Genomic DNA, 20,633 nt, shown 5'->3' on the forward strand with positions numbered 1-20,633 from the left:
GGACAGGGACAGACCGTCACGCCCGGACAGACCGTCACGCCCGGCCGGATCGACCGGCCGGGGGCGGACCGCCGGGCGGCGCCGAGGAGGGCCCGATGACCAGGATCGCCCTGTTCGGCGCCACCGGCTTCATCGGCGCCGCGTGCGCGGCCGCGCTGGCCGGCGCCGGCCACGAGGTGCTGCCCCGCCCGGCGCGCCGGCTGTGGGTCGACGGCGAGGCCCTGACCCCGGCCCCCCAGCGCGCGTACCGGCCTCACCTGGCGGGGCTCGCCGCCGAGCTCGACGGCGTCGGGGCGGTCGTGAACGCGGCGGGGGTGGCCATGTCCGCGGCCCGACTGTCACCCGGGCTCGTCGGGGGCAACGCCGCCTGGCCCCGGCTGCTCGCCGATGCCTGCGAGCAGACGGGAGTGCCCCGGCTCGTCCACGTCAGCACCGCGGCGGTACAGGGCCGGTCGGCCCGGCTCGACGAGAGCCTCCGCTACGCGCCGGTGACCCCCTACGCCCGGTCGAAGACCCTCGGCGAGCAGCTCCTGCGCGACGCGGCGGCCGGCGGCCGCGTCGAGGTGACCCTCTACCGGCCGCCTTCCGTGCACGGCCCGGGACGGCGGATGACGAGCGCCTTCGCCGCGTTCTGCCAGCGCTGGCCCCTGGTGACGTGCGGGGACGGCAACCAGCCCGTGCCGGTGGCGCTGATCGGCAACATCGGCGCGGCCGTCGCCGCGATCCTGGCGGCGGACAGCGCGCCCCTGGTGGTGTCCCACCCCTACGAGGGGCACACCGTGCGCACCCTCTACGAGACGTTCGCCCCGGGCCGCCCGCTGCGCACGCTGCCGACGCGGGTGGTCCGGGGGCTTCTGCGCGCCGCCGAACCGTCCGGGCAGTGGCTGCCGCCGCTGAGCGCGCTGTGCCGGCGAGCGGAGCTGCTGCTGTTCGGCCAGGGGCAGGAGCCGGGCTGGCTCGAGGCCCGGGGCTTCCGGCTGCCGCTCGGGCAGCCGGCCTGGGATGAGGTCGCCGCCGCCGTCCACCGCCGTTCACCGCCGGGCGACCGCCCGGCTCACGGTGCCGGCGGGAGCCCCCTGCGACACGCGGACGGCCACACCAGCGACAATCACTGAAAGTAAGGTCTACGCTACTTTTAGCGATAGGTGCTGAGACTGACGGCTGGAGGTCGAACTCCGTGTCCACCCTTCCCGGCCGCCGTGTCCTGGTGGTGACGCACTACTTCCCGCCCGAGATCGGGGCTCCCCAGGCGAGGCTGTCGGAGACGGCCCGGGCGTGGGCTGCGGACGGCCTCGACGTCACCGTGCTCACCGGCATGCCGAACCATCCCACCGGGGTCATCCCGCCCGAGTACCGCGGCACCTGGCTGCGCACCGAGCGGGTCGACGGCTACCGCGTCGTGCGCGCCCGGCTGTACGCCACCCCCAACGAGGGCGTGGTCCGCAAGACCTTGTCCCACCTGTCGTTCATGGTCAGCAGCGTCCTGCTCGGCGGCTGGCGGACCGGCCCGTTCGACGTGGTCGTGGTGTCCTCCCCGACCTTCTTCCCGCTGGGCTCGGCGTGGCTGCTCGCCCGGCTGCGGCGCGCCCGGCTGATCGTGGAGGTCCGGGACCTGTGGCCCGCCATCTTCGAACAGCTCGGCGTCATCACCAACCCGCGCGTCCTCGGCCTGCTTGAACGCCTCGAACTGGCCGCCTACCGGGCCGCCGACGTGGTCGTCACGGTCACCGAGGGGTTCCGCGACGACATCGTCCGCCGTGGCATCGCGGCGGGCAAGGTGCACGTCGTGCGCAACGGCGTCGACCTCGACCGATTCCATCCCGACACCGCTGCGCCGGCCGGCCTGCGCGCGCGGCTGGGCGCGCCGGGCTCGGAGACGCTCGTGCTCTACATCGGCGCGCACGGCATCTCGCACGGCCTGACCTCGGTCGCCGACGCCGCCGCCCAGCTCGGCGACACCCGGATCCGGTTCGCCTTCGTCGGCGAGGGCGCCGACAAGCACCGGCTCGCCGAGCACGTCCGCGGCCTGGGGCTGGCGAACACGCTGCTGCACGACGGCGTGCCCCGCGATCAGGTGCCGGGCGTCGTCGCGGCCGCCGACCTCTGCGTGGTGCCGCTGCGCGACGTACCGATGTTCGACGCGTTCATCCCGTCGAAGATGTTCGAGCTGCTCGCCGCCGGGCGGCCGGTCGTCGGCGCGGTCCGCGGTGAGGCCGCCCGGATCCTCACCGCCGCCGGGCAGGTCGTCGTACCCCCGGAAGATCCCGGGGCGCTGGCGGCCGCCGTCGCGCAGCTCGCCACCGACCCGCAGCGGCGGGCGCGGATGGGGCGGGCCGGCCGGGCGCACGTCGAGCGGCACTTCGACCGCGACGAACTGGCCCGGAACTACCGCCGGCTGCTGTTCGACGGCGCCGAACCGGCCCGCCCCGACGACAACGGGTGGACCCGCGCGGGGCCGGACGGGGCGGTCCCACCGCAGCGGGGATCGACGCCGGCCCCGGCCGGCCAGCAGACGGCGATGGCACGCGGACCGGAGGCGCTGACATGAGGATCCTCGTCACCGGCGGAACGGGCTTCCTGGGCAGCCGGGTGGTGCGGCGCGCGGTCGCGCAGGGGTACGAGGTCGTCGGGCTGGCACGCAGCGCCACGGCCGCGGCGGCGCTGCGCCGGCAGGGGGCCGCGACCGTCGCCGGCGACCTCGACGATCCGGCCCGGCTGACCGCGGCGTTCGCCGAGGCGGACTGCGCGGCACTGCTCAACATCGCATCCCTCGGATTCGGCCACGCCGACGCGATCGTGTCCGCAGCCGAGGCGGCGGGCATCCGCCGGGCGGTGTTCCTGTCCACCACCGGAATCTTCACCTCGCTCGACCCACCGTCCAAGCACGTACGGATCGCGGCCGAGCACACGATCGAGACCAGCGGGCTGGACTGGACGATCATCCGCCCGACGATGATCTACGGCGGGCCGGACGACCGCAACATGGCCCGCCTGCTCGCGCTGGTACGCCGGGTCCCCGTCCTGCCGCTGCCGGGCGGCGGGCGCCGGGTGCACCAGCCGGTGCACGTCGACGACCTGGCCGCGACCGTGCTGCGGGCGCTGAGCGCGGACGCGGCGGTCGGGCGCGGCTACGACGTCGCCGGGCCGCGGGCGCTGCCGTTGCACGAGATCGTCGCCGCGGCCGCAGCGGCCGTGGGCCGCCGGGTGTACTGCGTCCCGGTCCCGGCCCGCCCGGTCCTCGCCGCTGCCCGCGCCTACGAGCGGCACGCCGCCGCGCCGCGGTTGAAGGCCGAGCAGATCGCCCGACTCGCCGAGGACAAGGCCTTCGACATCGGCGCCGCCATGCGCGACCTCGACCACCGGCCGCGGCCGTTCGGGATCGGCATCGCCGAGCAGGCCGCCGCGGACCGCCGCGCCGCCGGCCGGTCCGCCCCTGCGGCAGGGGCGCACCGGCGGGCGAACTCGATGACCCGGTCCTACCAGCTGCGCCGGCTGACCCGCGACGTTCGCGCCGTCGCCGCCGTGGCAGGCGGCCCCACGGCGCTGCGCTTCGGCGCCGCGATCGCCCGCCACGCCCCGGCCGTCCTGTACACAGGCACCCTCGACGCCGCCGACCGGGCCATGGCCCGGGGCAGCCACATCTACCACCCGCTGCCGGACGTCCAGGTCACCCTGCCCGGGAAGGCGTTCGGGGACGCCCGGGAGATCTACTGCCGCGGGGTCTACCATGCGCTGCCCGGCTTCGCGCCGGCAGCCGGGGAGATCGTCGTCGATCTGGGGGCGAACCAGGGCCTGTTCTCGGTGCTGGCGGCGCGGGCGGGGGCGGACGTCATCGCCGTCGAGGCGCAGCGCGGCTTCGCCTCCGCGTTCGTCAACCACGCCGCCGGCAACGGCGTCTCCCACCGCATCCAGCTGCTGCACGCCCTGGTCGGGCCGTCGACCGGTGTGTTCGCCGATGCGCGGGCGCGCCACGGCGCATCCCACTGGGGCGGCGATGTCGAGGTGCTGACGATGGCCCAGGTCCTGGAGACCGGCGGCGTCGACCAGGTGGACCTGCTCAGACTCGACATCGAAGGCGCCGAGTTCGCCCTGTTCGACGAGCCCGGCTGGCTGGACGCGGTCGGCCGGCTCGTGATGGAGGTGCACCCCGGGTTCGGCGATCCGGCGACCCTCATCGCGCGGCTGCGCCGGCAGGGGTTCGAGGTGACCCTGCTCGACGACAGCCTGAGGCGGGTCGGGGACCTCGGCGGGGCGGCGTCGGGCTACCTCTACGCGCGGCGCGCCCGGCCGTCGGCCCCGGCCGACGGGCCATCCACCGCGGTCTCCGCCGGGCTGGCGGGGTGAGACCGCCGCCGGACCTCGGGCGATACCTGCGCACCGTCGCGAGCCTGCGGCCGCGCCAGATCGCCGCCCGCACCCGGCTGCGCGGGCAGCGCGCCGTGCTACGGCGCCATCCCCGCCTCGGCGCGGCGGTGCTGCGCGGCCGGCCGTCACCGGGACACTGGCCGGTCGGATTCGTCCCGGTGGACGGGCACTGCCCGCCCGCGCGGCTGACCGTCGACGAGCTCGACCGCGGGCGGCTGACCCTGCTCGACCATGCCCGCGACCTGAGCGACGGCGCCGCCGGGGACCCGGCGCGGTGGGACTGGGAACAGGCCGATGCCCCGCTGCTGTGGCGCTACCACCTGCACTACTGGGACTGGGCCTGGGCGCTGGCGCCCGGCGGCGACCGGGAACGTGCTTTGTTCGCGCGGCTGTACCTGGGCTGGCGAGCTACCAGCGCCGTGGGCCACCCGGTGGTCTGGTCTCCCTACGTCGTCTCGCTGCGGGCGTGGACGCTGTGCGCGCTGGGTCCGACGCTGGCCCAGGCCACGCCCGCCTGGGACGCGCTGCGCGCCGACCTGGGCGTGCACCGGTCGTTCCTGCGCGCCCACCTGGAGACCGACGTCGGCGGCAACCACCTGTTGAAGAACCACAAGGCCATGATCGCCCTGTCGGTGGCCGCCGATGACCCGCGCGGGCTCGACCGCTGGATCGGCGCGCTCGTCCGCGAGACCGGCCGGCAGGTGCTCAGCGACGGCGGCCACTACGAACGCTCGCCGGCCTACCACTGCCAGGTCCTCGCCGACCTCGACGACGTCGCCGGACTGCTCGCCGCAGGGGGGCGACCCGTGCCGACCGAACTGTTCGACGCGATCACCCGGATGCGGGCCTGGCTGGCCGCGGTGCTCGGCCCGGACGGCTCGGTGCCCCTGCTCAACGACGGTTTCCCGGTCCGCGCCGACCTGCTGCGCCGGCTGCTGCCGACGGTGCCAGCCCAGGCGGCCCCGCCCCGCCGCACGGCGGACGTCCCCACCGGCACCACAGACGTCCCCACCGGCTCCACGAACGTCCCCACCGGCCCCCGGTCCGGTGGGCTGCTGCTGGCCGACAGCGGGCTGGCGGCGCTCACCTCCGGCGGCTGGCACCTGCTCGCCGACGTCGGCCTGCCCTGCCCGGACGACCTGCCGGCGCACGCCCACGCGGACACCCTCTGCTTCCTGCTCTGGCTGGACGGCCGCCCGCTGCTCGTCGACGCGGGCACCTCGACCTATGCGCCCGGGCCGCGCCGGGACACCGAACGCGGCTCCGCAGCCCACTCGACCGTCACGATCGACGGCGCCGACTCGACCGAGGTCTGGGGGGCGTTCCGGGCCGGTCGCCGCGCCCGCCCCACGCTCGTCACGATGCGCCACCGTGACGGGGTGGCGACCCTGACCGCGGGGCACGACGGCTACCGCCATCTACCGGGCGCGCCCGTGCACTGGCGGACGTGGCGGCTCGGCCAGGACGGGCTCACCGTCTCCGACCGGATCAGCGGCGGCGGCCGGCACCGGCTGGCCGTGCTGTTCCACTTCGCGCCCGGGGTGACGCTCGCCGCCGCCGGACCGGGCGACCCGCACGGACCCGTCGCCCTCGACGTCATCACCCCCGCCGGGCAGCGCCTCCTGCTACGCGGCGCCGGGCCGGGCCGCTGGCACCTGAGGACGACCCACCGGGCCGTCGGCTGGGAACGGACCGTGCCCGCCCCCACCGCCGAGTTCCGGCTCGACGCCGAGCTGCCCGTCCACCTGCACACGACGCTCACCGCCCGCGCCACCGACCACCCCTGCGACCGCGCCGGCGCCTCCATCCCCACCGGCCGCACCGCTCCGTCGCCCCCCGACGCCGCGAACCGGCGCTGAGGGCCACGCACTGTCACGTCGTCTGGTCGCGAGGGAACGTCGTCTGGTCAGTCGCCGGATGCCCACGAGCGCGACGCCCCACTCTGCCGGGGCACGAGCGCCGCGGGCGGTCCGGCCGCCCGGTCCCGGAACCAGCCGACGGTACGGGCGAGCCCATCCGGCAGGTCCACCCGAGGCCGCCAGTCGAGCACCTCCCCGGCCAGGGTGACATCCGGCCGGCGCACGGTGGGATCGTCCGGGGGCCGCGGGACGAAGACGATCGGCACGTCGGCGCCGCACAGCCGCATCACCAGCCGGGCGAGCTCCAGCACCGGCAGCTCCCGCGGGTTGCCGAGGTTCATCGGCCCCGGATGCTCGGCGTCGAGCATCCGGATCAGCCCGTCCACCAGGTCGTCGACGTAGCACAGCGAGCGGGTCTGCGAGCCGTCGCCGGCCACGGTCACCGGCCGGCCGTGCAGGGCCTGCGTGATGAAGGTCGGCACCGCCCGGCCGTCGTCCGCGCGCATGCGGGGGCCGTACGTGTTGAAGATCCGCACGATGCCGGTGCGGGTGCCGTGGGTGGCACGGTGCGCGGTGGTCAGCGCCTCGGCGAAGCGCTTGGCCTCGTCGTACATGCTGCGCGGGCCGACCGGGTTGACGTGGCCCCAGTACCCCTCCGACTGAGGGTGCACCTGCGGGTCGCCGTACACCTCGGAGGTGGACGCCAGCACGAACCGGGCCCCCTTGCGCCGGGCGAGCTCCAGCAGCCGGCGGGTGCCCCAGGCACCCACCGCGAGCGTCTCCAGCGGCAGCGCCCGGTAGTCCACCGGCGAGGCCGGAGAGGCCAGGTGCACCACCGCGTCGACCGGCCCGGCGACGTCGACGGGTCCGGTGACATCGCGGCGCAGCAGCCGAAAGGCGCCCCGCGCGCGCAGCGGGTCGATGTTCTCCGGCCGGCCGGTGAGGAAGTTGTCGACGCAGATCACCTCGGCCCCGTCGGCCAGGAGCCGTTCGCAGAGATGGCTGCCGAGAAAGCCCGCTCCCCCGGCGACGACGACGCGCATGGACACCACAGCTTCCCTAGCTTCCCTGGCTCCGTTGCGAAGGGCCGCCGCTGTCGGTGGCTGCGGAGCCGGCCCCGGCGGAGCCGATTGGCCAGGTCACCAGATCCGACCCGACAACTCGCGAAGAGTCAGATTTCTATCACGAACTGTCACGGCCCACCGGATGCCCCGCCGTCCACCGACCGCCCATTCGGGCGAGCGGGCGAGCGGGCGCGCGGGCAACCGGTTCCGCGACACATATCTACAGTGCGTTGATTAACGAATACACATCGTGAAGACTGGCGCTCCAGGCGGCCCGGCAGCCGGCCGGCCGTTCGGATCGGCGGCCCCGAGGAGGCGCACAGCGCTCATGACATCCACCTCCCGGCCGGCGACCGTCACCGCCGTCGTCCCCCATCCGATCCAGCACTTCGCGCCGCTGTACCGGGCCGTCGGCGAGGGACCCGTGGATCTGCGGGTGCTGTTCCTGTCCCGGGCCGACCTCGACCGCTACTTCGATCGGGGCTTCGGTGCCCAGGTGCGCCGGCGGCCGGACATCACCGCTGGCTACCGGCACGAGTTCGTCGCCGACCTGCCGCCGCGGCCGCAGTGGCGCCAGCCGGTGGCCAGCGCCCGAGCGGCGGGGCGGGTCTGGGCCGCGCTCGACCGGCTGCGGCCCGACTGCGTGCTGGTCCACGGCTACCGCCACGTCGGCTCGCTCGCGGCGCTCGCCTGGGTCCGTCGACGCGGCGCCGGCACCCTCATGATGGGCGACAGCGAGCTGCTCGGCCGCCGCTCGGCCTGCGTGCGCGCCGCCAGGCGGCTCGCCCTGCCACCACTGCTCGGCCGTGTGGACGCGTTCCTCACCGTCGGCGACGACAACGAGGACCACCTCGCCCACCACGGCGTCCCGCGGGAGCGGATGTTCCGCACGCCCTATCCCACCGAGCAGGCCGCCCTGGACAAGGCGATGACCGATCGGGCTGCCCACCGCAGCGCCGTCCGCGCCGAGCTCGGGATCGCCCCGGACGCCGTGGTCGCCCTGAGCGTCGGGAAGATGATCTCCCGGAAGCGCCCGCTGGACGTCGCCGACGCGCTGCGGATCATCGCGCGCGCCCCCCGGAACCCCGACGCCCGGGAGCTCGTCGTGATCATGGCGGGCGACGGGGTGCTGCGGCCAGCCCTCGACGCCGCGGCGGCCGGTCTCGACGGTGCGCTGCGCGTCGTGGGTTTCGTCGAGCAGGAGCGGCTGGCGCACCTGTACGCCGCCAGCGACCTGTACCTGCATCCGGCGCAGCGCGATCCGCACCCGCTGGCGGTCAAGGACGCGGTGCTGTGCGGCCTGCCGGTGGTGGTCAGCGACCGGGTCGGGTCGATGGGCCCGACCGACGACGTGCGGCCTGGCCGCAACGCCCGGATCCACCCCGTCGGCGACGTCGTCGCGCTCGCCGGCATCCTCGACGAGCTGCGCCGACGGCCCGACCTGCTCGCGGCGATGGCGCTGGAGTCGGAGAAGGCTGTCGCGGACATCGACCTCGACGCCTCCATCGACGGGTTCCACCGGGCGGTCGCCACCGTGCGCCGCTCGGCACGGCCGCGATGACCCCTCCCGACCGGCCGGCCGCCGCCCCGCCGGTGGCGGATGGGGCGGGCGCGGCCGGGGCAGGGGCGGCCGGCGCGGGTGCGGTGATGCCGCCCGCGCGGGCCGCGGGAGGTGGGCTGTCGCGGGCGACGGTCGCGGTACTCGCCGGCAACGCCGGCACCCTGGTACTGGGCACCGCCACCGGCGCCCTGGCGGCCCGGACGCTGGGGCCGACCGGCCGCGGGGAGCTGCTCACCCTGCAGACCTGGGCCGGCATGCTCGCGATGGTGCTCAGCCTCGGGGTCTCCCAGGCGCTGGTCACCGACGACGGGGACGACGACGGCCTGCTCGGCCCCCTGCTGGCGCACGCGGGCGCCGTGGCGGCGGCGGGCGGCGCCCTGTTCGCCGCCACCGCGGCCGGCGCGGTCGCGCGCCGCGGCGACCTGCACTGGGACGCCGTCGCGGTGGTCGGTGCGAGCTGCTTCGCCGCCGCCACCGTGGTCGGATCGAACGCGGCGGGGCTCGCGCAGCGCCGCGGGCGGATGGGCGGCGAGTTCCAGCTGGTGCGGCTGGTCCCGGCGGCGGCGACGCTCGGCGCGTTCGTCCTGTTCGCCGCGAGCGGTATGCGCGATCCCGGCCACTGGATGGTGGCGCTGGCGCTCACGGCGCTGCTGCCCCCACTCGGCTACCACCTGATCGTGCTGCGCCCCGGAAAGACCCTCGACGCCAGGAGGACCCGCGACACCGGGCAGCACAGGACCACCGGGCAGCACAGGACCACCGGGCAGCACAGGACCACCGGGCAGCACAGGACCACCGGGCAGCACAGGACCACCGGGCGGGCTGCACGCGGCTGGCAAGGCCCTCGGCGTCCGAGGGTCGGCGCGCTGCTACCACGGCGCGCCTTCGTGCGCTGCGCGCTGGGGGCCTACGGCACGGTCGTCGGCGCCCAGCTCATCTACAAGCTCGACATGCTGCTGGTCGCGACCTTCCGGGCGGCCGACGAGGTGGCGTTCTACGGGGTGGCGCTCGCTTTCGCCACCGCCTGCGCGACGATCTGCCAGGCGACGGGCATGGTGGTGTTCAGCCGGCTGCGCTCCATGGTCGACCCGCGCGCGCGGGCCCGCACGGTGCGCCGGACGGTCCTCGCCACGCTCGCGATCGCCACGGCGATCGCCGGTCCGGTCGCGCTGCTCACCCCGTCGGGCATCCAGGTGGTGTATGGCGCCGACTTCGCCCCGGCGGTCGCGACCACCCGGATCCTCGTCCTCGCCGCCATCCCCCAGTCGGTCGACTACCTGCTCATTCACGTGCTGCTCGGCTTCCGCTCGGCGCGCACGGTGCTCGCCGTGCAGGTGCCGGTCGCGCTGTCGACCGTGCTGGGGCTCGCCGTCGCGTTGCACCACGGGGGGCTGCCGGGGGTGGCCGCCGTCTCCGGTGCCACCTACAGCGCCTCCGCCGCCGCGCTCTACCTCGCCTGCACCCGCCTGCTCGCCCGCGCCGCCCGCCAGGACGAGGCCCGCCAGAACGAGGCCCGGCGCGCCGGCCTGGTCGACCTCGCGGGTCGCGCGCACCCGGCGATCCCCGTGCCACGCACCGCCACCGACCCCACCGGCGATCCATTCCCCACTCAGGAGCGACGATGACCACGACGCCGACCGGCACCCGCGACGACCTGCCCGAGACCACGGCGCGGTACCTCGATCTCCTCCGGTCCACCCTGACCTTCGCGCTGTGGGATGGCGGGGACGGCAGCGTGTGGGAGCCGCGCGGCGGCGCCCGGCGCATCGTGGCCCGGGCCGCCCAGCGCCAGGGCGTGGAGATCGTGAAGAGAACCCGGCCCGAGGCCCGCGGCGAGGGGCGGGACTGGCCGAGACTCGCGCACACGATGACCGGCGAGCGCCGCATGCGCAACCTCCAGGAGTGCGCCGAACAGGTGATCCGCGACGGCGTCCCCGGCGACCTCATCGAGACCGGCGTCTGGCGGGGTGGGGCGTGCATCCTGATGCGGGGGGTGCTGGCGGCCTACGGCATCAGCGACCGCACGGTCTGGGTCGCCGACTCGTTCGCCGGGCTGCCGGTGCCCGACCCGCGTTACGCGGCCGACGCCGGCGACCGCCACCACGAGTACTCCGCCCTCGTTGTCTCCGTCGACCAGGTGCGGGAGAACTTCCGCCGCTACGGCCTGCTCGACGACCAGGTCCGCTTCCTGCCGGGATGGTTCCGCGACACGCTGCCGAACGCGCCGATCGAACACCTGGCGGTGCTGCGCCTGGACGGCGACATGTACGAGAGCACCATCGACGCGCTCGGCGCGCTGTACCCGAAGCTGTCCCCCGGCGGCTACTGCATCATCGACGACTATGGGGCGGTCCCCGGCTGCCGGGCGGCCGTGGACGACTACCGGGCTGCCCACGGCGTGTCCGAGCCGATCATCAAGGTGGACTGGACGGGCGTGTACTGGCGCAGGGGCAGCGCGCCCCAACCGGCATGAGCCGCCCCGGCGGGCCACCGTACGACGCCCGGCCGGTCGTGCCCCGCGAGGCGGCCGACCGACATCGGCCGTGGACGGTGCTGATGGTCTGCACCGGCAATCTCTGCCGCTCGCCGCTGGCCGAGCACCTTGCGGCGGCCCACTTCACCGCCGCGGCCGACGCGGCGCCCGTGTTCCACAGCGCCGGGGTGCACGCGCAGCCGGCGGCCCCGATGCACCCGCACGCCGCGGCGCTGCTGCGCGCGCGGGGCGTGGACCCCGGGGCGTTTCGCACCCGGCCGCTGACCGCGGAGCTGGTCGGTGCCAGCGACCTGGTCCTGAGCTCAACCCGGGCGCACCGCTCGGCGGTGGTCACCCTCGCGCCGCGTGCCCTGCGCCGGACCTTCACCGTGCGCGAGTTCGGGCGGCTGACCTCCGCGGTGCGCCTCGCGGACATCCCGCCGGGTGAGCTGCGCACGGCCGGGGAGTACCTGACCGAGGCCGCCTGGCGCGCCCGTGCCGCGGGCCATATCGTGCCGGCCTCGGTCGACGACCTGACCGATCCGCTCGAGGGCGGTCGGGATGCGTTCGAGACCTGCGCCCGGATGATCGACGAAGCGCTGTCGGGTCCGATGGCGTTGCTCGCCGAGGCGTGCCGTGCCCAGCCGGTCGGACGGGCGCCAGCGACGGGATGAGGATCCTCATCGCGGACCGCTGGGTCGACGGCTTCCTCGACGAGACCCCGACGGCCGGGCAGGTACGTGTCCGGCCGTCCGTCTGGATCACGCTGGTCCCGGTGGACGGCCAGTTCTTCGTGCGGTCGGGCAGCTCCCGGGCGCTGGCCGCGTACACCCGCGAGTTCGGGGTCCGGGCGGTGGCCCGCAAGACCGTCAGCCGGCTGCGAGAACGGGACCGTAACCGGCGCTACGTGGGGGTCGGGCTGGGCACGGTCGAACCGGACCCGTCCCGGGTGGACGAGGCGTCGGCGGGCGTCCCGGCGGCCGGCTCACCCGTCGTCTTCGTCGCGCCCTGCCATCCGGCGTGCATGGAGCGGGTCGTCCTGCACCGCGACCTGATCCGCCCGGTCGACGTCCACCAGCCGGTCGAGCACGGTGCCCGGCCGGACCCGGCCACGATCGTCCACCGGGCCCGGCCGGCGACCCCGCTGCCGGCGTTCGACGACACGCTGATCGGCTGGTCGCCGATGGCCGGGATCGCGCTGGACCCGGCGGCCGTCGACCGGCTCGTCGCGTGGTTGGCGGCCGAGTGGCGCGGGGCCCGGCCGGACGACCGGCTGCTCGCCGGCGCCAGCCCGATCGCGACGAGCACGCCGGGGCGTCCGGCGGCCGGCGCCGGCCGGCCCACCGCGGCGCTGTTCGGGCTCGGCCACTACGCCAAGACCGAGATCGTCCCGCACGTCCGCGAGCACCTCGACCTGATCCGCGTGCACGAGATCGATCCCGTGCAGATCGGAGCCCGGCGCACGGACCGCTGGTCGTGGGACACCTCGCCGCTGCCGGCCGACGACGAGCGGGCGGACGTCCTGCTGATCGCCGGCTACCACCACACCCACGCGCCGCTGGCCCACGCGGCGCTGCGCCGCGGTGCGGCAGCCGTCGTCGAGAAGCCCGTGGTCACCACCGAGGAGGACCTCGAGGAGCTGGTGAAGCTCATCGACGGCGGCGGGCGCCTGTTCGCCTGTTTCCAGCGTCGCCACTCCCCGATGAACGCCTGGCTGCGCGCCGACCTGCGCCTCGACGAGGCGCGCGAGCCGATGGTCTACAGCGCGGTGGTGTACGAGGAGCCGCTGCCCGCCCGGCACTGGTACCGCTGGCCGGCCTCGCGCACCCGGCTGGTGAGCAACGGTTGTCACTGGATCGACCACTTCCTGTGGCTCAACGACTTCGCGCCGGTGCGCCGCGCCACGGTCACCTCCGCCCGCACGGGCACCTTCACGGTGTACGTCGAGCTCGCGAACGACGCGATCCTCTCCCTCGTGCTGACCAGCGCCGGCGGCAGCCGCTACGGCCTGCGCGAGCACACCGAGCTGCGGGCGAACGGGGTGACCGCGACCGTCGTCGACGGCGCCCGCTACACCGCCGAGGCCGGCTCGCGGATCCTGCGCCGCCGCCGGGTCAACCGGCTCGGCAGCTACCCGGCGATGTACCGCGGGATCTGCGAGCGGCTCGTCGCGGGCGCCCCGGGCGAGAGCGCGCGGGAGATCAGGGCGGTCGCCGAGCTGACGCTGCGGCTGGACGCGGCGGCGGCCCGGCAGGGGCCGGCTTCCTGAGCCCCGGGATCGGGCTGAGGCCAGCCGGCTCGCGGTCACCCCCGGCAGGCGGCGGGCGGTCAGGAGGCCGCGAGGTCGGCCTGCACCCGGTAGCCGGCCCGCCAGGCCACGGCGGGCGCCGGGGCGCCGCGCAGGCCGGCCGGCCACTGGCCCGGTCGCAGCGGCGGCGGGGTGGCCGACGGTGGTGCCGCCAGTGCCGGGATGGCCGCGGCGGCACCGCCCGGCGCGATGCCCGCGCCGACCAGGGCACCGGCCGCCGACGTCCCGGCGCCGGGGGGGACGGCGAGCCGGGCGGCCCACTCGCGCAGCCACCCGACGACCCGGTCGCCCGTCATCGGCCCAGCGACGAAGTAGCCCTGCACCTCGTCGCACTGCCAGTCCGCCAGCGCCTGCCAGGACCGCTGGGTCTCCACCCCCTCGGCGACGATGCGCAGCCGCAGCGCGTGGGCGAGCGAGACCGTGGAGCGTACGATCTCGGCCGCCGCCGGGTCGCGGTCGAGATCGCGCAGGAACGTGCGGTCCAGCTTCACCTCGTCCGCCGGCAGTTCGCGCAGGTAGGTCAGCGAGCAGAAGCCGGTGCCGTAGTCGTCCAGGCTGACCCGCACGCCGAAGCTGCGCAGCCCGGTCAGCGTGCGGCGGGCCGCCTCCCGGGCTTCGATGAGGCTGTCCTCGGTGACCTCGATGACCAGCGCCGACGGCGGGAGCAGGTGGCGGGCGAGCGCCGCGCGCACCACGCCGATGAAGGCCCGGTCGACGATGACCGACGCCGGGACGTTGACCGAGACGGTGAGCGGCGCTCCCCGGGCGTGCCAGCCCGCGCAGGCGGCCAGCGCCTGGTCAAGGACGTGCACGGTGAGTTTCGGCATGAGCCCCGCCCGGTCGAGCTCGGTGAGGAACACGTCGGGCAGACGCACCCCGTCGACCGGATGGCGCCAGCGGACGAGCGCCTCGACCCCGCTGATCCGGCCGCTGCGCAGGTCCGCCTTCGGCTGGTAGCTCAGCTCGATCTGGCCGCGGTCCAGGGCCTGGCGCACCTCGGCACGCAGCAGCAGCCGCGCCCGGTTGATCGGGGGGTGCGCGCGAGCGTAGACAGCCTGCCCGCACCGGGACCGCTTGGCGGCGTGCATCGCCTCCTCGGCGTGGCGGAACAGCTCCAGCGCCGCCCGGCCATGCTCCGGGGAACAGGCGATCCCGATGCTCGCGTCGGGCCGAACCGGGGTGCCGGCGAGGAGGACCGGCGGTTCGAGCGCCTCCCGCAGGACGGCCGCGAGCCGCTCGGCGCACGCGACCCCGCCACCGCGCAGCACCACCGCGAAGGCGTCGCCGTCGACCCGCGCGAGCAGGGTCGAGCCGGGCAGGGCGGCGAGCAGACGCCGGCCCACGGTGACGAGCAGGCGGTCGCCCTGCTCGTGGCCGAGGGCACCGTTGACGTCGCGCATCCGGTCGAGATCGATGAGCAGGACCGCGACCGGCGTCACGGCACGCACGCGGTGGCCACCGCCGCCCAGGCTCCGGCCGACCGCGTCCAGGAAGTGCCGGCGGTCGGCGAGCCCGGTCAGCTCGTCGCCGGCCCAGCGCCGCCGCCGAGCCCGCCCGACGGCCCGCCCGATGCCGGCGCGAGCGCGAGCGCCACCCGGCAGGACCCCGGGGATGAGGACCGCGGCGACCGCCGTGACCGCGGCAAGGGAGATCGCGGCGAGGCCCCCGGCACCACCGGCGGAGCCGGGTAAGCCCGGCGGGCGCACGAACTCGACCACGAGCGCCAGCACGATCAGCACGGCGAGGACGACCGCAGCCGGGCGGGCGACACCGCGGCGGCCCCGACCGGACGGGTCGGCGCCCGCCGATGGCGGCTCGACCCCAGGGTGGTCGGGCCCGCCGGCACCGACGACGGGCGGCGGCCCTTCGAGCGCGCGGCGTGACCATCCGCGACCGCCGGGTCCACGTGCCACGCCGCCGGGGCGCAACGCCGAACCACGCCGTATCCGATCCCGCCATTTCATCGAATTCCCCCGAAGCCGATCCCGCAATGTCCTTGTGTCGCGCACCTGACGGGCCGTGGCTGGCCCACCCGCCACCACCTCCGCCGACCCGGCCGGCCGCACGCCCGCGCCGATCCCCGCGCTATCCGAGCGTAACGTCGCCCAGTTCGCAGGGTATCCGATGCCCGACTTTCCGCCGGCATCGGCTCAGCCGTCCGGCCTCCTCGGCACGCGCCCGCAAGGACCGGGGTCTAATGACCGGGAAGGCGTTGGCGAATTCCACCCGGCCACCCGGCGGGACCACGCCGTGGCTATTTCGTTAATCCGCTGGTCCGGCGACGGACGAGCGGACAGCCGACGGGCCGCCAGCGATAGACCCGCCCCATCAGTCACCCAGAGTGACCTGACCGTTCGGCAGCACGGTCTCCACGGCCGGGAAGACCACAAACATCAACAAGGCGACGATGGCAAGCACGGCAACGACTGCGAGCGCCAACCGGAGCCGGGGCGGACCGGGCAGGTGACGGTAGAGCCACGCGTACATCGCTCACTCCCCCCCGAGCCCCGGGGGAACCTCGGCGGACTTCGCGGCGGTGTCGACCAGCTCGCCGTACACGATCAGCCGATGGCTCGCCGAGAACTTCGGATGACAGGTAGTCAAGGTGATCAGGTCCTTGGTCGGCGCCACTCCCGGCCGCTTCGGGACCGGATAGGTGACATCCACCCGGTTTGGCGCCACGACCTCGGAGCCAGTGACCCGGTAGCTGTAGTAACGGTCCCGCACCTCGACGACAAGGGGATCGCCAACCTTCAATTCATCAAGACGACTAAACGGTTTTCCATACGTCGTCCGATGCCCCGAAACGACGAAGTTGCCAAGCTGGCCGGGCATGGCCGTGCCCGGAATATGGCCTGGTCCGCGACGCAGGTCCGCGGCGGCGACACCCTCCACCACGACCGGGGAATAGCCCCGGCCGAATCGCGGCACCCGCAGGATCGCCAGCCCGTCGCCGAGGTCGACCGGCGGCGGAACCGGTCGCGCCCGATCCCCTGCGGGCGCCCGCGGCGCCGGCGGCTGCCGCCAGGCCTGGTCGAGCTGGCGGTGCAGGCGGTCCTGGGTCCGCGCGGCGAACACGTCGGTGACCCAGAGCTGGTAGGCGAGGAACAGCGCGACGACGATCCCAGCCGTGATCAGCAGCTCGCCGAGTCCGCGAGCCAGCCGGCCGGCGAGCATCCGCCACCCGGCTGCGGGACCGCGTCCACCGACGGGCACCGGACCCTCGACGGGCACCGAGCTCTCCACGGGCACCGAGCTCTCCACGAGCACCGTGGGCGCGTCGGCCGCCGGACCGGGCGGCCGGCCGGGTCCGGGTAGCCCGCCCGCCGCCGGACCGCCCGCCGCGGTTCCCTGCTCGTCTTCGGCCGCCGGGACCGAGGATGCTTCAGCCATATCATCACTCTATGACATCACTCAACTACTTTTAGCAATCAAATCGAGAGGGTGACCGGCCGCCACGACCCCGACGCGGCGGGCCGACACCTCCACCTTGCCTTACAACGTGACACGATTCTGTTACTCTCGGCACCCACTCGGTGGCGTTACCGCGCGACCGCCAGGACGCACGCTCCGTTCGACCGAGGCAGGGGGTCCGATGAAGACCGTGGCGGTCATCGTCCACTGGGGTCCGCACCAGCCCACCCTCGAACTCGCGGCACGCCTGGACGCGAGCCCGGCGATCGCCCAGGTCACCGTGGTGGCCAACGACGGTTCGACCCGGCCGGCGGAGCTGGCGACGTCCGTGGCGTGGATCCTGCCACCGCGCAACCTCGGCTTCGGCGGCGGTTTCCAGCTCGCCAGCCGGGACTACCCGGCGGCCGGGGCCTACCTGCTGGTCAACAACGACATCCGGATCGACGAGACGACGATCCGGGCGTGCCTGGACCTGCTGGCCAGCACGAACATCGGGGTCGTCGCCCCCACGCTGATCAACGGGAATGGCCTGCAGTCCGGCTCGGCGAAACTGAGCCCGGTCCTCGTCGCGCCGCGGGCCCGGCGCCCACCCGACGACCGGCCCTGTGAGGCCGACTGGGTCACCGGCGCGGTGATGTTCATCAAGGCCGAATGCCTGCGGCGGGTGCCGTTCGACGGCCGGTACTTCCTCGGCTTCGAGGACGTGGACTTCTGCTATCGGGTGCGGGAGGCCGGGTGGAGCGTCGTGCTCAGCCCGCACCGGGCCTGGCATACCGGCAGCGCCACGATCCCCCGCCGCGGCAACGCGTATTACATCGTGCGCAACCGGCTGTGGTTCACCCGCATCCGCGGCTGGCGGCTGCGCACGACGCTGGTCGCCGCCACCACCGCGGCCGTCGTCCTGCCCCGCACCCTGGTACTGGACGTACTGCGCGGGCGCGGGCTGGAGACGTCGAACCTGGTCCGCCACGGCCTTCTCGACGGCCTCGGCCCCCTACCACTCCCCGGCGACCCCCGGGTCGACGAGCCGCGCGCGGCCCACTGGACGGCATGGCGGTAGTCGGAGCGCGCGTGGAGGCTGTCCCCCGCCGCAGGCAAGGCCCCCGCGGCCTCCCAGGCGCCACCAGCCCGGCGGGGATAGTGCCGGCGCTGTGCGCCCCGCCACTGGTGGTCGCGGGGGTCGCCGCCGGGTTGCCCGGCATCTGGTGCCTCGGCGTCGCCGTGGGGGGCGCGGTCGCCGCCCGGCGCGTGCTGTCTCGGTTCACCATCTCCTACCTCGGCACGGTCGGGTTCTGTCTCGTCCTAGCGGGGCGGCTGGCCCCGGCCCATGACGCCCTGGTGACCGGCGCCAACGTGGTCGACGGCGGCCGGGCCGACACCTGCGCGGCGCTGTGGATCGCGGCGACCGTGCTGGCCGGCGCGATCGGGAGGCTGGCGGCGCCGCGGCGGGCGCCGGTCAGGGACCTGCCGCCCTCGCCCCTGATCCGGACGGCGTCGGCGACCGGCGCCCGGGCCAGGTCGGTGGCCGGGTTCGGGACCCGGGCGGCGCCCGGCCTGCCGATGGTTCTCGGCGTGCTGACGGTCTCCGCGGCGGCCCTCGCCGTCGAGGTGCTCCTGATCGGCTCCGGCGCGGTCGGGGTGGTGGGGCAGGTCGGCGGCGGTGGCAGCGGCGGCGGATACGCCGGGCTGTTCGGCGCCCTGGGGCCGGTCCTCGCCGCCGCGGCGACCGTCGTTCTGTACCGCACCGGCGCGCCGCTGCCCGCCACCGCGGCCGCCGCCGGCCTGCTCGGCCTGCACCTGCTCGTGCTGCCGTTCACCGGCTTCCGCGGCGCGGGCCCGGTGATGTGCCTGGCGATCGCCATCGCCGCGGAGCGCCGGACGGCCCCCGCCGGCACGGACACGTCCGGTTCCGCGGCGGCGGCCCCCCCGACCGGCTCGGCGCGAGCCCGGCGAGGACGCTCGCCGCGAGCTCGGCGAGGACGCGCGCCGCGCGCCGCGCGCCACCCGGCACCGGTGGCACTGCTCGGCGCCGCGGCCGTCGCCCTGTTCCTGATCGGGTCGTCCGTGCGGGCCACCATCAGCGCCGACTACGGCGTACATGGGCCGGCGTCGGTGTCCCTGAGCCAAACGCCGGAGACGATGGTACGGCGGCTGGACTACCGCCCGTACCTGCTACGGGCGCTGGACCAGCGGAACGATCCGGACGCCCGCAATGCGGTCGCCCTCGCGGACCAGGCCGCCGGCGCAGTCCCCCGGTTCCTCTACCCCGACAAACCCCCGGTCGACTACGGCCACGCCGTGAGCTCCGCCGTGTTCGAGCTCCCACCCGAGCTGCCCACCTTCTCGACCATCACCGCCTTCGGCGACGCGGCGCTCAACCTGGGACTCGGCGGGGCGACCCTGCTCATCTGCGGCTGGGTTGTCGCCCTCGACGTGTTCTACCGACGATTCGCGGCGACGACAGTGCCCGCGGTCGCGGTCCGGATCCTGCTGGTGCAGGCGGCGCTGGACGTCGGTACGCCGCCCCTGCTCGGCACCGTGACACTGGTGCGGTCGCTGGCGGTGCTGGGCGTCGTCCTGGGCTCGATCCGGCTGGTGACGCTTCTGCTCTCCCGGCGGCGTCCGGCCGCCCGAGGCCGGGGGTGGCCCGAGGTGGCGGACCCCGCGGGCGGTGGGCGGGCCCACTCGACCGACGGCGATCTCCGGATCGGCGGTGGCGGACGCCGTCTGCCCGTCCCGATCCCGTGACCCCGGTGGTGCCGGTGGTGCCGGTGGTCGCGGCGCGGACGCGACGTTCACCCGGCGCCGACCCCCGTCACGCCAGCCTCGAGCCCGTCCGAGCGCCGGACCTGCGGCGGCACGGTTGCGGGCGCGGCGAGGAACAGCGCCTGCCACGCGAACAGGTTCGGCCACCGGGCGAGCACCCGCCGGTCCGCGCCGCGCACCATCGCCCGCGGCAGCACCTCACGGCTGCGCCACCACGGCAGCCCGCCGGTCGCGGCCGCGGCGACGACCCGCAGCCCGTTGTCCGCCAGCAGACGCCGCGCCGAGTCGGCGGTGTAGAAGCGCAGGTGGGTGGCGTCCATGAGCCCGGTCTCGGTGTACTCGAAGCGCCCGCGCAGGAACTGCGCGCGCTGCCGGTAGTGCAGCACGTTGGGCAGTGCCACCAGGATGCGCCCGGCCGGGTCGAGAACCCGGCGGGCCTCGGCCAGCAGCGGCGCCGGCTCGGCCAGGTGCTCCAGGATGTGGGAGAGCAGGACGAGCTGGTAGCCGCCGTCCGGCGCGAAGGACAGCCCGTCGTTGAGGTCGGCGAGCTCGACGCGCTCGCATTCCGCCCCCGCGGCGGCCCGCTCGGAGGGGTCGATCGTCACCCCGGTGACCCGCCAGCCCCGGGCCCGCAGCAGCCGGGCATTGTCCCCCGCCCCGCAGCCGCAGTCGAGCGCCCGGCCCGGCCGGATGTCGATCAGATCGAGCAGATCGGGATTGCCGCCGTTGCGGTATCGCAGATCGAGTTCCATGTACGACTCCTTCTCGCCACCGGCACAGCACGCCTCCCCGACCTCAGACACAGGTCCCGATATTCACATAG

General features: G+C 75.2%; 16 protein-coding genes. 11 read left to right on the forward strand and 5 right to left on the reverse strand.

The annotated features are described in order from the left end of the window. Positions 1 to 95 precede the first annotated feature (95 nt). The 4 genes from FRAQA3DRAFT_RS14075 to FRAQA3DRAFT_RS14090 all read left to right on the forward strand — a co-directional run bounded on the left by FRAQA3DRAFT_RS14075 (position 96) and on the right by FRAQA3DRAFT_RS14090 (position 6,224). Positions 96 to 1,115 carry an NAD-dependent epimerase/dehydratase family protein gene (locus FRAQA3DRAFT_RS14075; RefSeq protein ID WP_009739700.1) on the forward strand — a complete coding sequence of 340 codons (1,020 nt, stop codon included), beginning with the start codon at positions 96 to 98 and terminating at the stop codon, positions 1,113 to 1,115. A 62-nt stretch (positions 1,116 to 1,177) separates the two neighbouring features. Then, positions 1,178 to 2,548, forward strand: a complete 1,371-nt coding sequence (locus tag FRAQA3DRAFT_RS14080) for a glycosyltransferase family 4 protein (RefSeq protein ID WP_009739701.1) — start codon at positions 1,178 to 1,180, stop codon at positions 2,546 to 2,548. Next, complete coding sequence (locus tag FRAQA3DRAFT_RS14085; protein WP_009739702.1) at positions 2,545 to 4,344, forward strand: FkbM family methyltransferase; 1,800 nt, start codon at positions 2,545 to 2,547, stop codon at positions 4,342 to 4,344. Before FRAQA3DRAFT_RS14080 ends, FRAQA3DRAFT_RS14085 begins: the two co-directional genes overlap by 4 nt. Beyond that, on the forward strand, positions 4,341 to 6,224 hold the full coding sequence (locus tag FRAQA3DRAFT_RS14090; RefSeq protein WP_009739703.1) for a heparinase II/III family protein: 1,884 nt from the start codon (positions 4,341 to 4,343) through the stop codon (positions 6,222 to 6,224). The genes FRAQA3DRAFT_RS14085 and FRAQA3DRAFT_RS14090 overlap by 4 nt, the downstream gene beginning before the upstream one ends. Positions 6,225 to 6,271: 47 nt before the next feature. Here the strand turns inward: FRAQA3DRAFT_RS14090 and FRAQA3DRAFT_RS14095 are convergent, their stop codons facing one another. Further along, entirely contained in the window at positions 6,272 to 7,267 is a 996-nt protein-coding gene (locus FRAQA3DRAFT_RS14095) for a UDP-glucuronic acid decarboxylase family protein (protein ID WP_035920988.1), read from the reverse strand. A 349-nt stretch (positions 7,268 to 7,616) separates the two neighbouring features. Between FRAQA3DRAFT_RS14095 and FRAQA3DRAFT_RS14100 the strand changes: the two genes are divergently transcribed. The 5 genes from FRAQA3DRAFT_RS14100 to FRAQA3DRAFT_RS14120 are packed head-to-tail and all read left to right on the forward strand — an operon-like array spanning position 7,617 to position 13,591. After that, entirely contained in the window at positions 7,617 to 8,849 is a 1,233-nt protein-coding gene (locus FRAQA3DRAFT_RS14100; RefSeq protein ID WP_009739705.1) for a glycosyltransferase family 4 protein, read from the forward strand. After that, positions 8,846 to 10,474 carry a lipopolysaccharide biosynthesis protein gene (locus FRAQA3DRAFT_RS36045; protein WP_009739706.1) on the forward strand — a complete coding sequence of 543 codons (1,629 nt, stop codon included), beginning with the start codon at positions 8,846 to 8,848 and terminating at the stop codon, positions 10,472 to 10,474. Before FRAQA3DRAFT_RS14100 ends, FRAQA3DRAFT_RS36045 begins: the two co-directional genes overlap by 4 nt. Next, positions 10,471 to 11,322: a TylF/MycF family methyltransferase gene (locus FRAQA3DRAFT_RS14110; protein ID WP_009739707.1), complete on the forward strand. Its 852-nt coding sequence runs from the start codon at positions 10,471 to 10,473 to the stop codon at positions 11,320 to 11,322. The genes FRAQA3DRAFT_RS36045 and FRAQA3DRAFT_RS14110 overlap by 4 nt, the downstream gene beginning before the upstream one ends. Next, positions 11,319 to 11,996: a protein-tyrosine-phosphatase gene (locus tag FRAQA3DRAFT_RS14115; protein WP_009739708.1), complete on the forward strand. Its 678-nt coding sequence runs from the start codon at positions 11,319 to 11,321 to the stop codon at positions 11,994 to 11,996. The genes FRAQA3DRAFT_RS14110 and FRAQA3DRAFT_RS14115 overlap by 4 nt, the downstream gene beginning before the upstream one ends. Continuing rightward, positions 11,993 to 13,591: a Gfo/Idh/MocA family oxidoreductase gene (locus tag FRAQA3DRAFT_RS14120; RefSeq protein ID WP_009739709.1), complete on the forward strand. Its 1,599-nt coding sequence runs from the start codon at positions 11,993 to 11,995 to the stop codon at positions 13,589 to 13,591. The genes FRAQA3DRAFT_RS14115 and FRAQA3DRAFT_RS14120 overlap by 4 nt, the downstream gene beginning before the upstream one ends. A gap of 59 nt (positions 13,592 to 13,650) precedes the next feature. Here FRAQA3DRAFT_RS14120 and FRAQA3DRAFT_RS14125 read toward each other — a convergent pair whose 3' ends face one another. From FRAQA3DRAFT_RS14125 to FRAQA3DRAFT_RS14130, 3 genes are all read right to left on the reverse strand, one after another. Further along, positions 13,651 to 15,369 (reverse strand): bifunctional diguanylate cyclase/phosphodiesterase, encoded by a 1,719-nt coding sequence (locus tag FRAQA3DRAFT_RS14125; protein ID WP_232292045.1) that lies wholly within the window; start codon positions 15,367 to 15,369, stop codon positions 13,651 to 13,653. A 589-nt stretch (positions 15,370 to 15,958) separates the two neighbouring features. Next, the gene (locus tag FRAQA3DRAFT_RS36050; protein WP_009739711.1) at positions 15,959 to 16,117 is read right to left on the reverse strand and encodes a hypothetical protein; all 159 of its coding nucleotides are present in this window, start codon (positions 16,115 to 16,117) and stop codon (positions 15,959 to 15,961) included. A 3-nt stretch (positions 16,118 to 16,120) separates the two neighbouring features. After that, complete coding sequence (locus FRAQA3DRAFT_RS14130) at positions 16,121 to 17,023, reverse strand: class E sortase (RefSeq protein ID WP_009739712.1); 903 nt, start codon at positions 17,021 to 17,023, stop codon at positions 16,121 to 16,123. A gap of 202 nt (positions 17,024 to 17,225) precedes the next feature. On the opposite strand from FRAQA3DRAFT_RS14130, the gene FRAQA3DRAFT_RS14135 reads away from it, so the two are divergent. Continuing rightward, a complete protein-coding gene (locus FRAQA3DRAFT_RS14135; RefSeq protein WP_009739713.1) occupies positions 17,226 to 18,104 on the forward strand; it encodes a glycosyl transferase in 879 nt (292 codons plus the stop codon). Positions 18,105 to 18,115: 11 nt separating this feature from the next. After that, positions 18,116 to 19,792, forward strand: a complete 1,677-nt coding sequence (locus FRAQA3DRAFT_RS14140) for a hypothetical protein (protein ID WP_009739714.1) — start codon at positions 18,116 to 18,118, stop codon at positions 19,790 to 19,792. 47 nt (positions 19,793 to 19,839) lie between these two features. Here the strand turns inward: FRAQA3DRAFT_RS14140 and FRAQA3DRAFT_RS14145 are convergent, their stop codons facing one another. Continuing rightward, positions 19,840 to 20,562 carry a bifunctional 2-polyprenyl-6-hydroxyphenol methylase/3-demethylubiquinol 3-O-methyltransferase UbiG gene (locus tag FRAQA3DRAFT_RS14145; RefSeq protein ID WP_009739715.1) on the reverse strand — a complete coding sequence of 241 codons (723 nt, stop codon included), beginning with the start codon at positions 20,560 to 20,562 and terminating at the stop codon, positions 19,840 to 19,842. Positions 20,563 to 20,633 lie beyond the last annotated feature (71 nt).

The sequence above is a fragment of the Frankia sp. QA3 genome (assembly GCF_000262465.1).
In the GTDB taxonomy this organism is placed as follows: domain Bacteria; phylum Actinomycetota; class Actinomycetes; order Frankiales; family Frankiaceae; genus Frankia.

Coding starts and splice junctions, on each gene's coding strand:
- FRAQA3DRAFT_RS14135 (WP_009739713.1), top strand. CDS start 17,226: ATGAAGACCGTGGCGGTCATCGTCCACTGGGGTCCGCACCAGCCCACC.
- FRAQA3DRAFT_RS14145 (WP_009739715.1), bottom strand. CDS start 20,562: ATGGAACTCGATCTGCGATACCGCAACGGCGGCAATCCCGATCTGCTC.
- FRAQA3DRAFT_RS36050 (WP_009739711.1), bottom strand. CDS start 16,117: ATGTACGCGTGGCTCTACCGTCACCTGCCCGGTCCGCCCCGGCTCCGG.
- FRAQA3DRAFT_RS14095 (WP_035920988.1), bottom strand. CDS start 7,267: ATGCGCGTCGTCGTCGCCGGGGGAGCGGGCTTTCTCGGCAGCCATCTC.
- FRAQA3DRAFT_RS14075 (WP_009739700.1), top strand. CDS start 96: ATGACCAGGATCGCCCTGTTCGGCGCCACCGGCTTCATCGGCGCCGCG.
- FRAQA3DRAFT_RS14110 (WP_009739707.1), top strand. CDS start 10,471: ATGACCACGACGCCGACCGGCACCCGCGACGACCTGCCCGAGACCACG.
- FRAQA3DRAFT_RS14115 (WP_009739708.1), top strand. CDS start 11,319: ATGAGCCGCCCCGGCGGGCCACCGTACGACGCCCGGCCGGTCGTGCCC.
- FRAQA3DRAFT_RS14120 (WP_009739709.1), top strand. CDS start 11,993: ATGAGGATCCTCATCGCGGACCGCTGGGTCGACGGCTTCCTCGACGAG.
- FRAQA3DRAFT_RS14085 (WP_009739702.1), top strand. CDS start 2,545: ATGAGGATCCTCGTCACCGGCGGAACGGGCTTCCTGGGCAGCCGGGTG.
- FRAQA3DRAFT_RS14130 (WP_009739712.1), bottom strand. CDS start 17,023: ATGGCTGAAGCATCCTCGGTCCCGGCGGCCGAAGACGAGCAGGGAACC.
- FRAQA3DRAFT_RS36045 (WP_009739706.1), top strand. CDS start 8,846: ATGACCCCTCCCGACCGGCCGGCCGCCGCCCCGCCGGTGGCGGATGGG.
- FRAQA3DRAFT_RS14100 (WP_009739705.1), top strand. CDS start 7,617: ATGACATCCACCTCCCGGCCGGCGACCGTCACCGCCGTCGTCCCCCAT.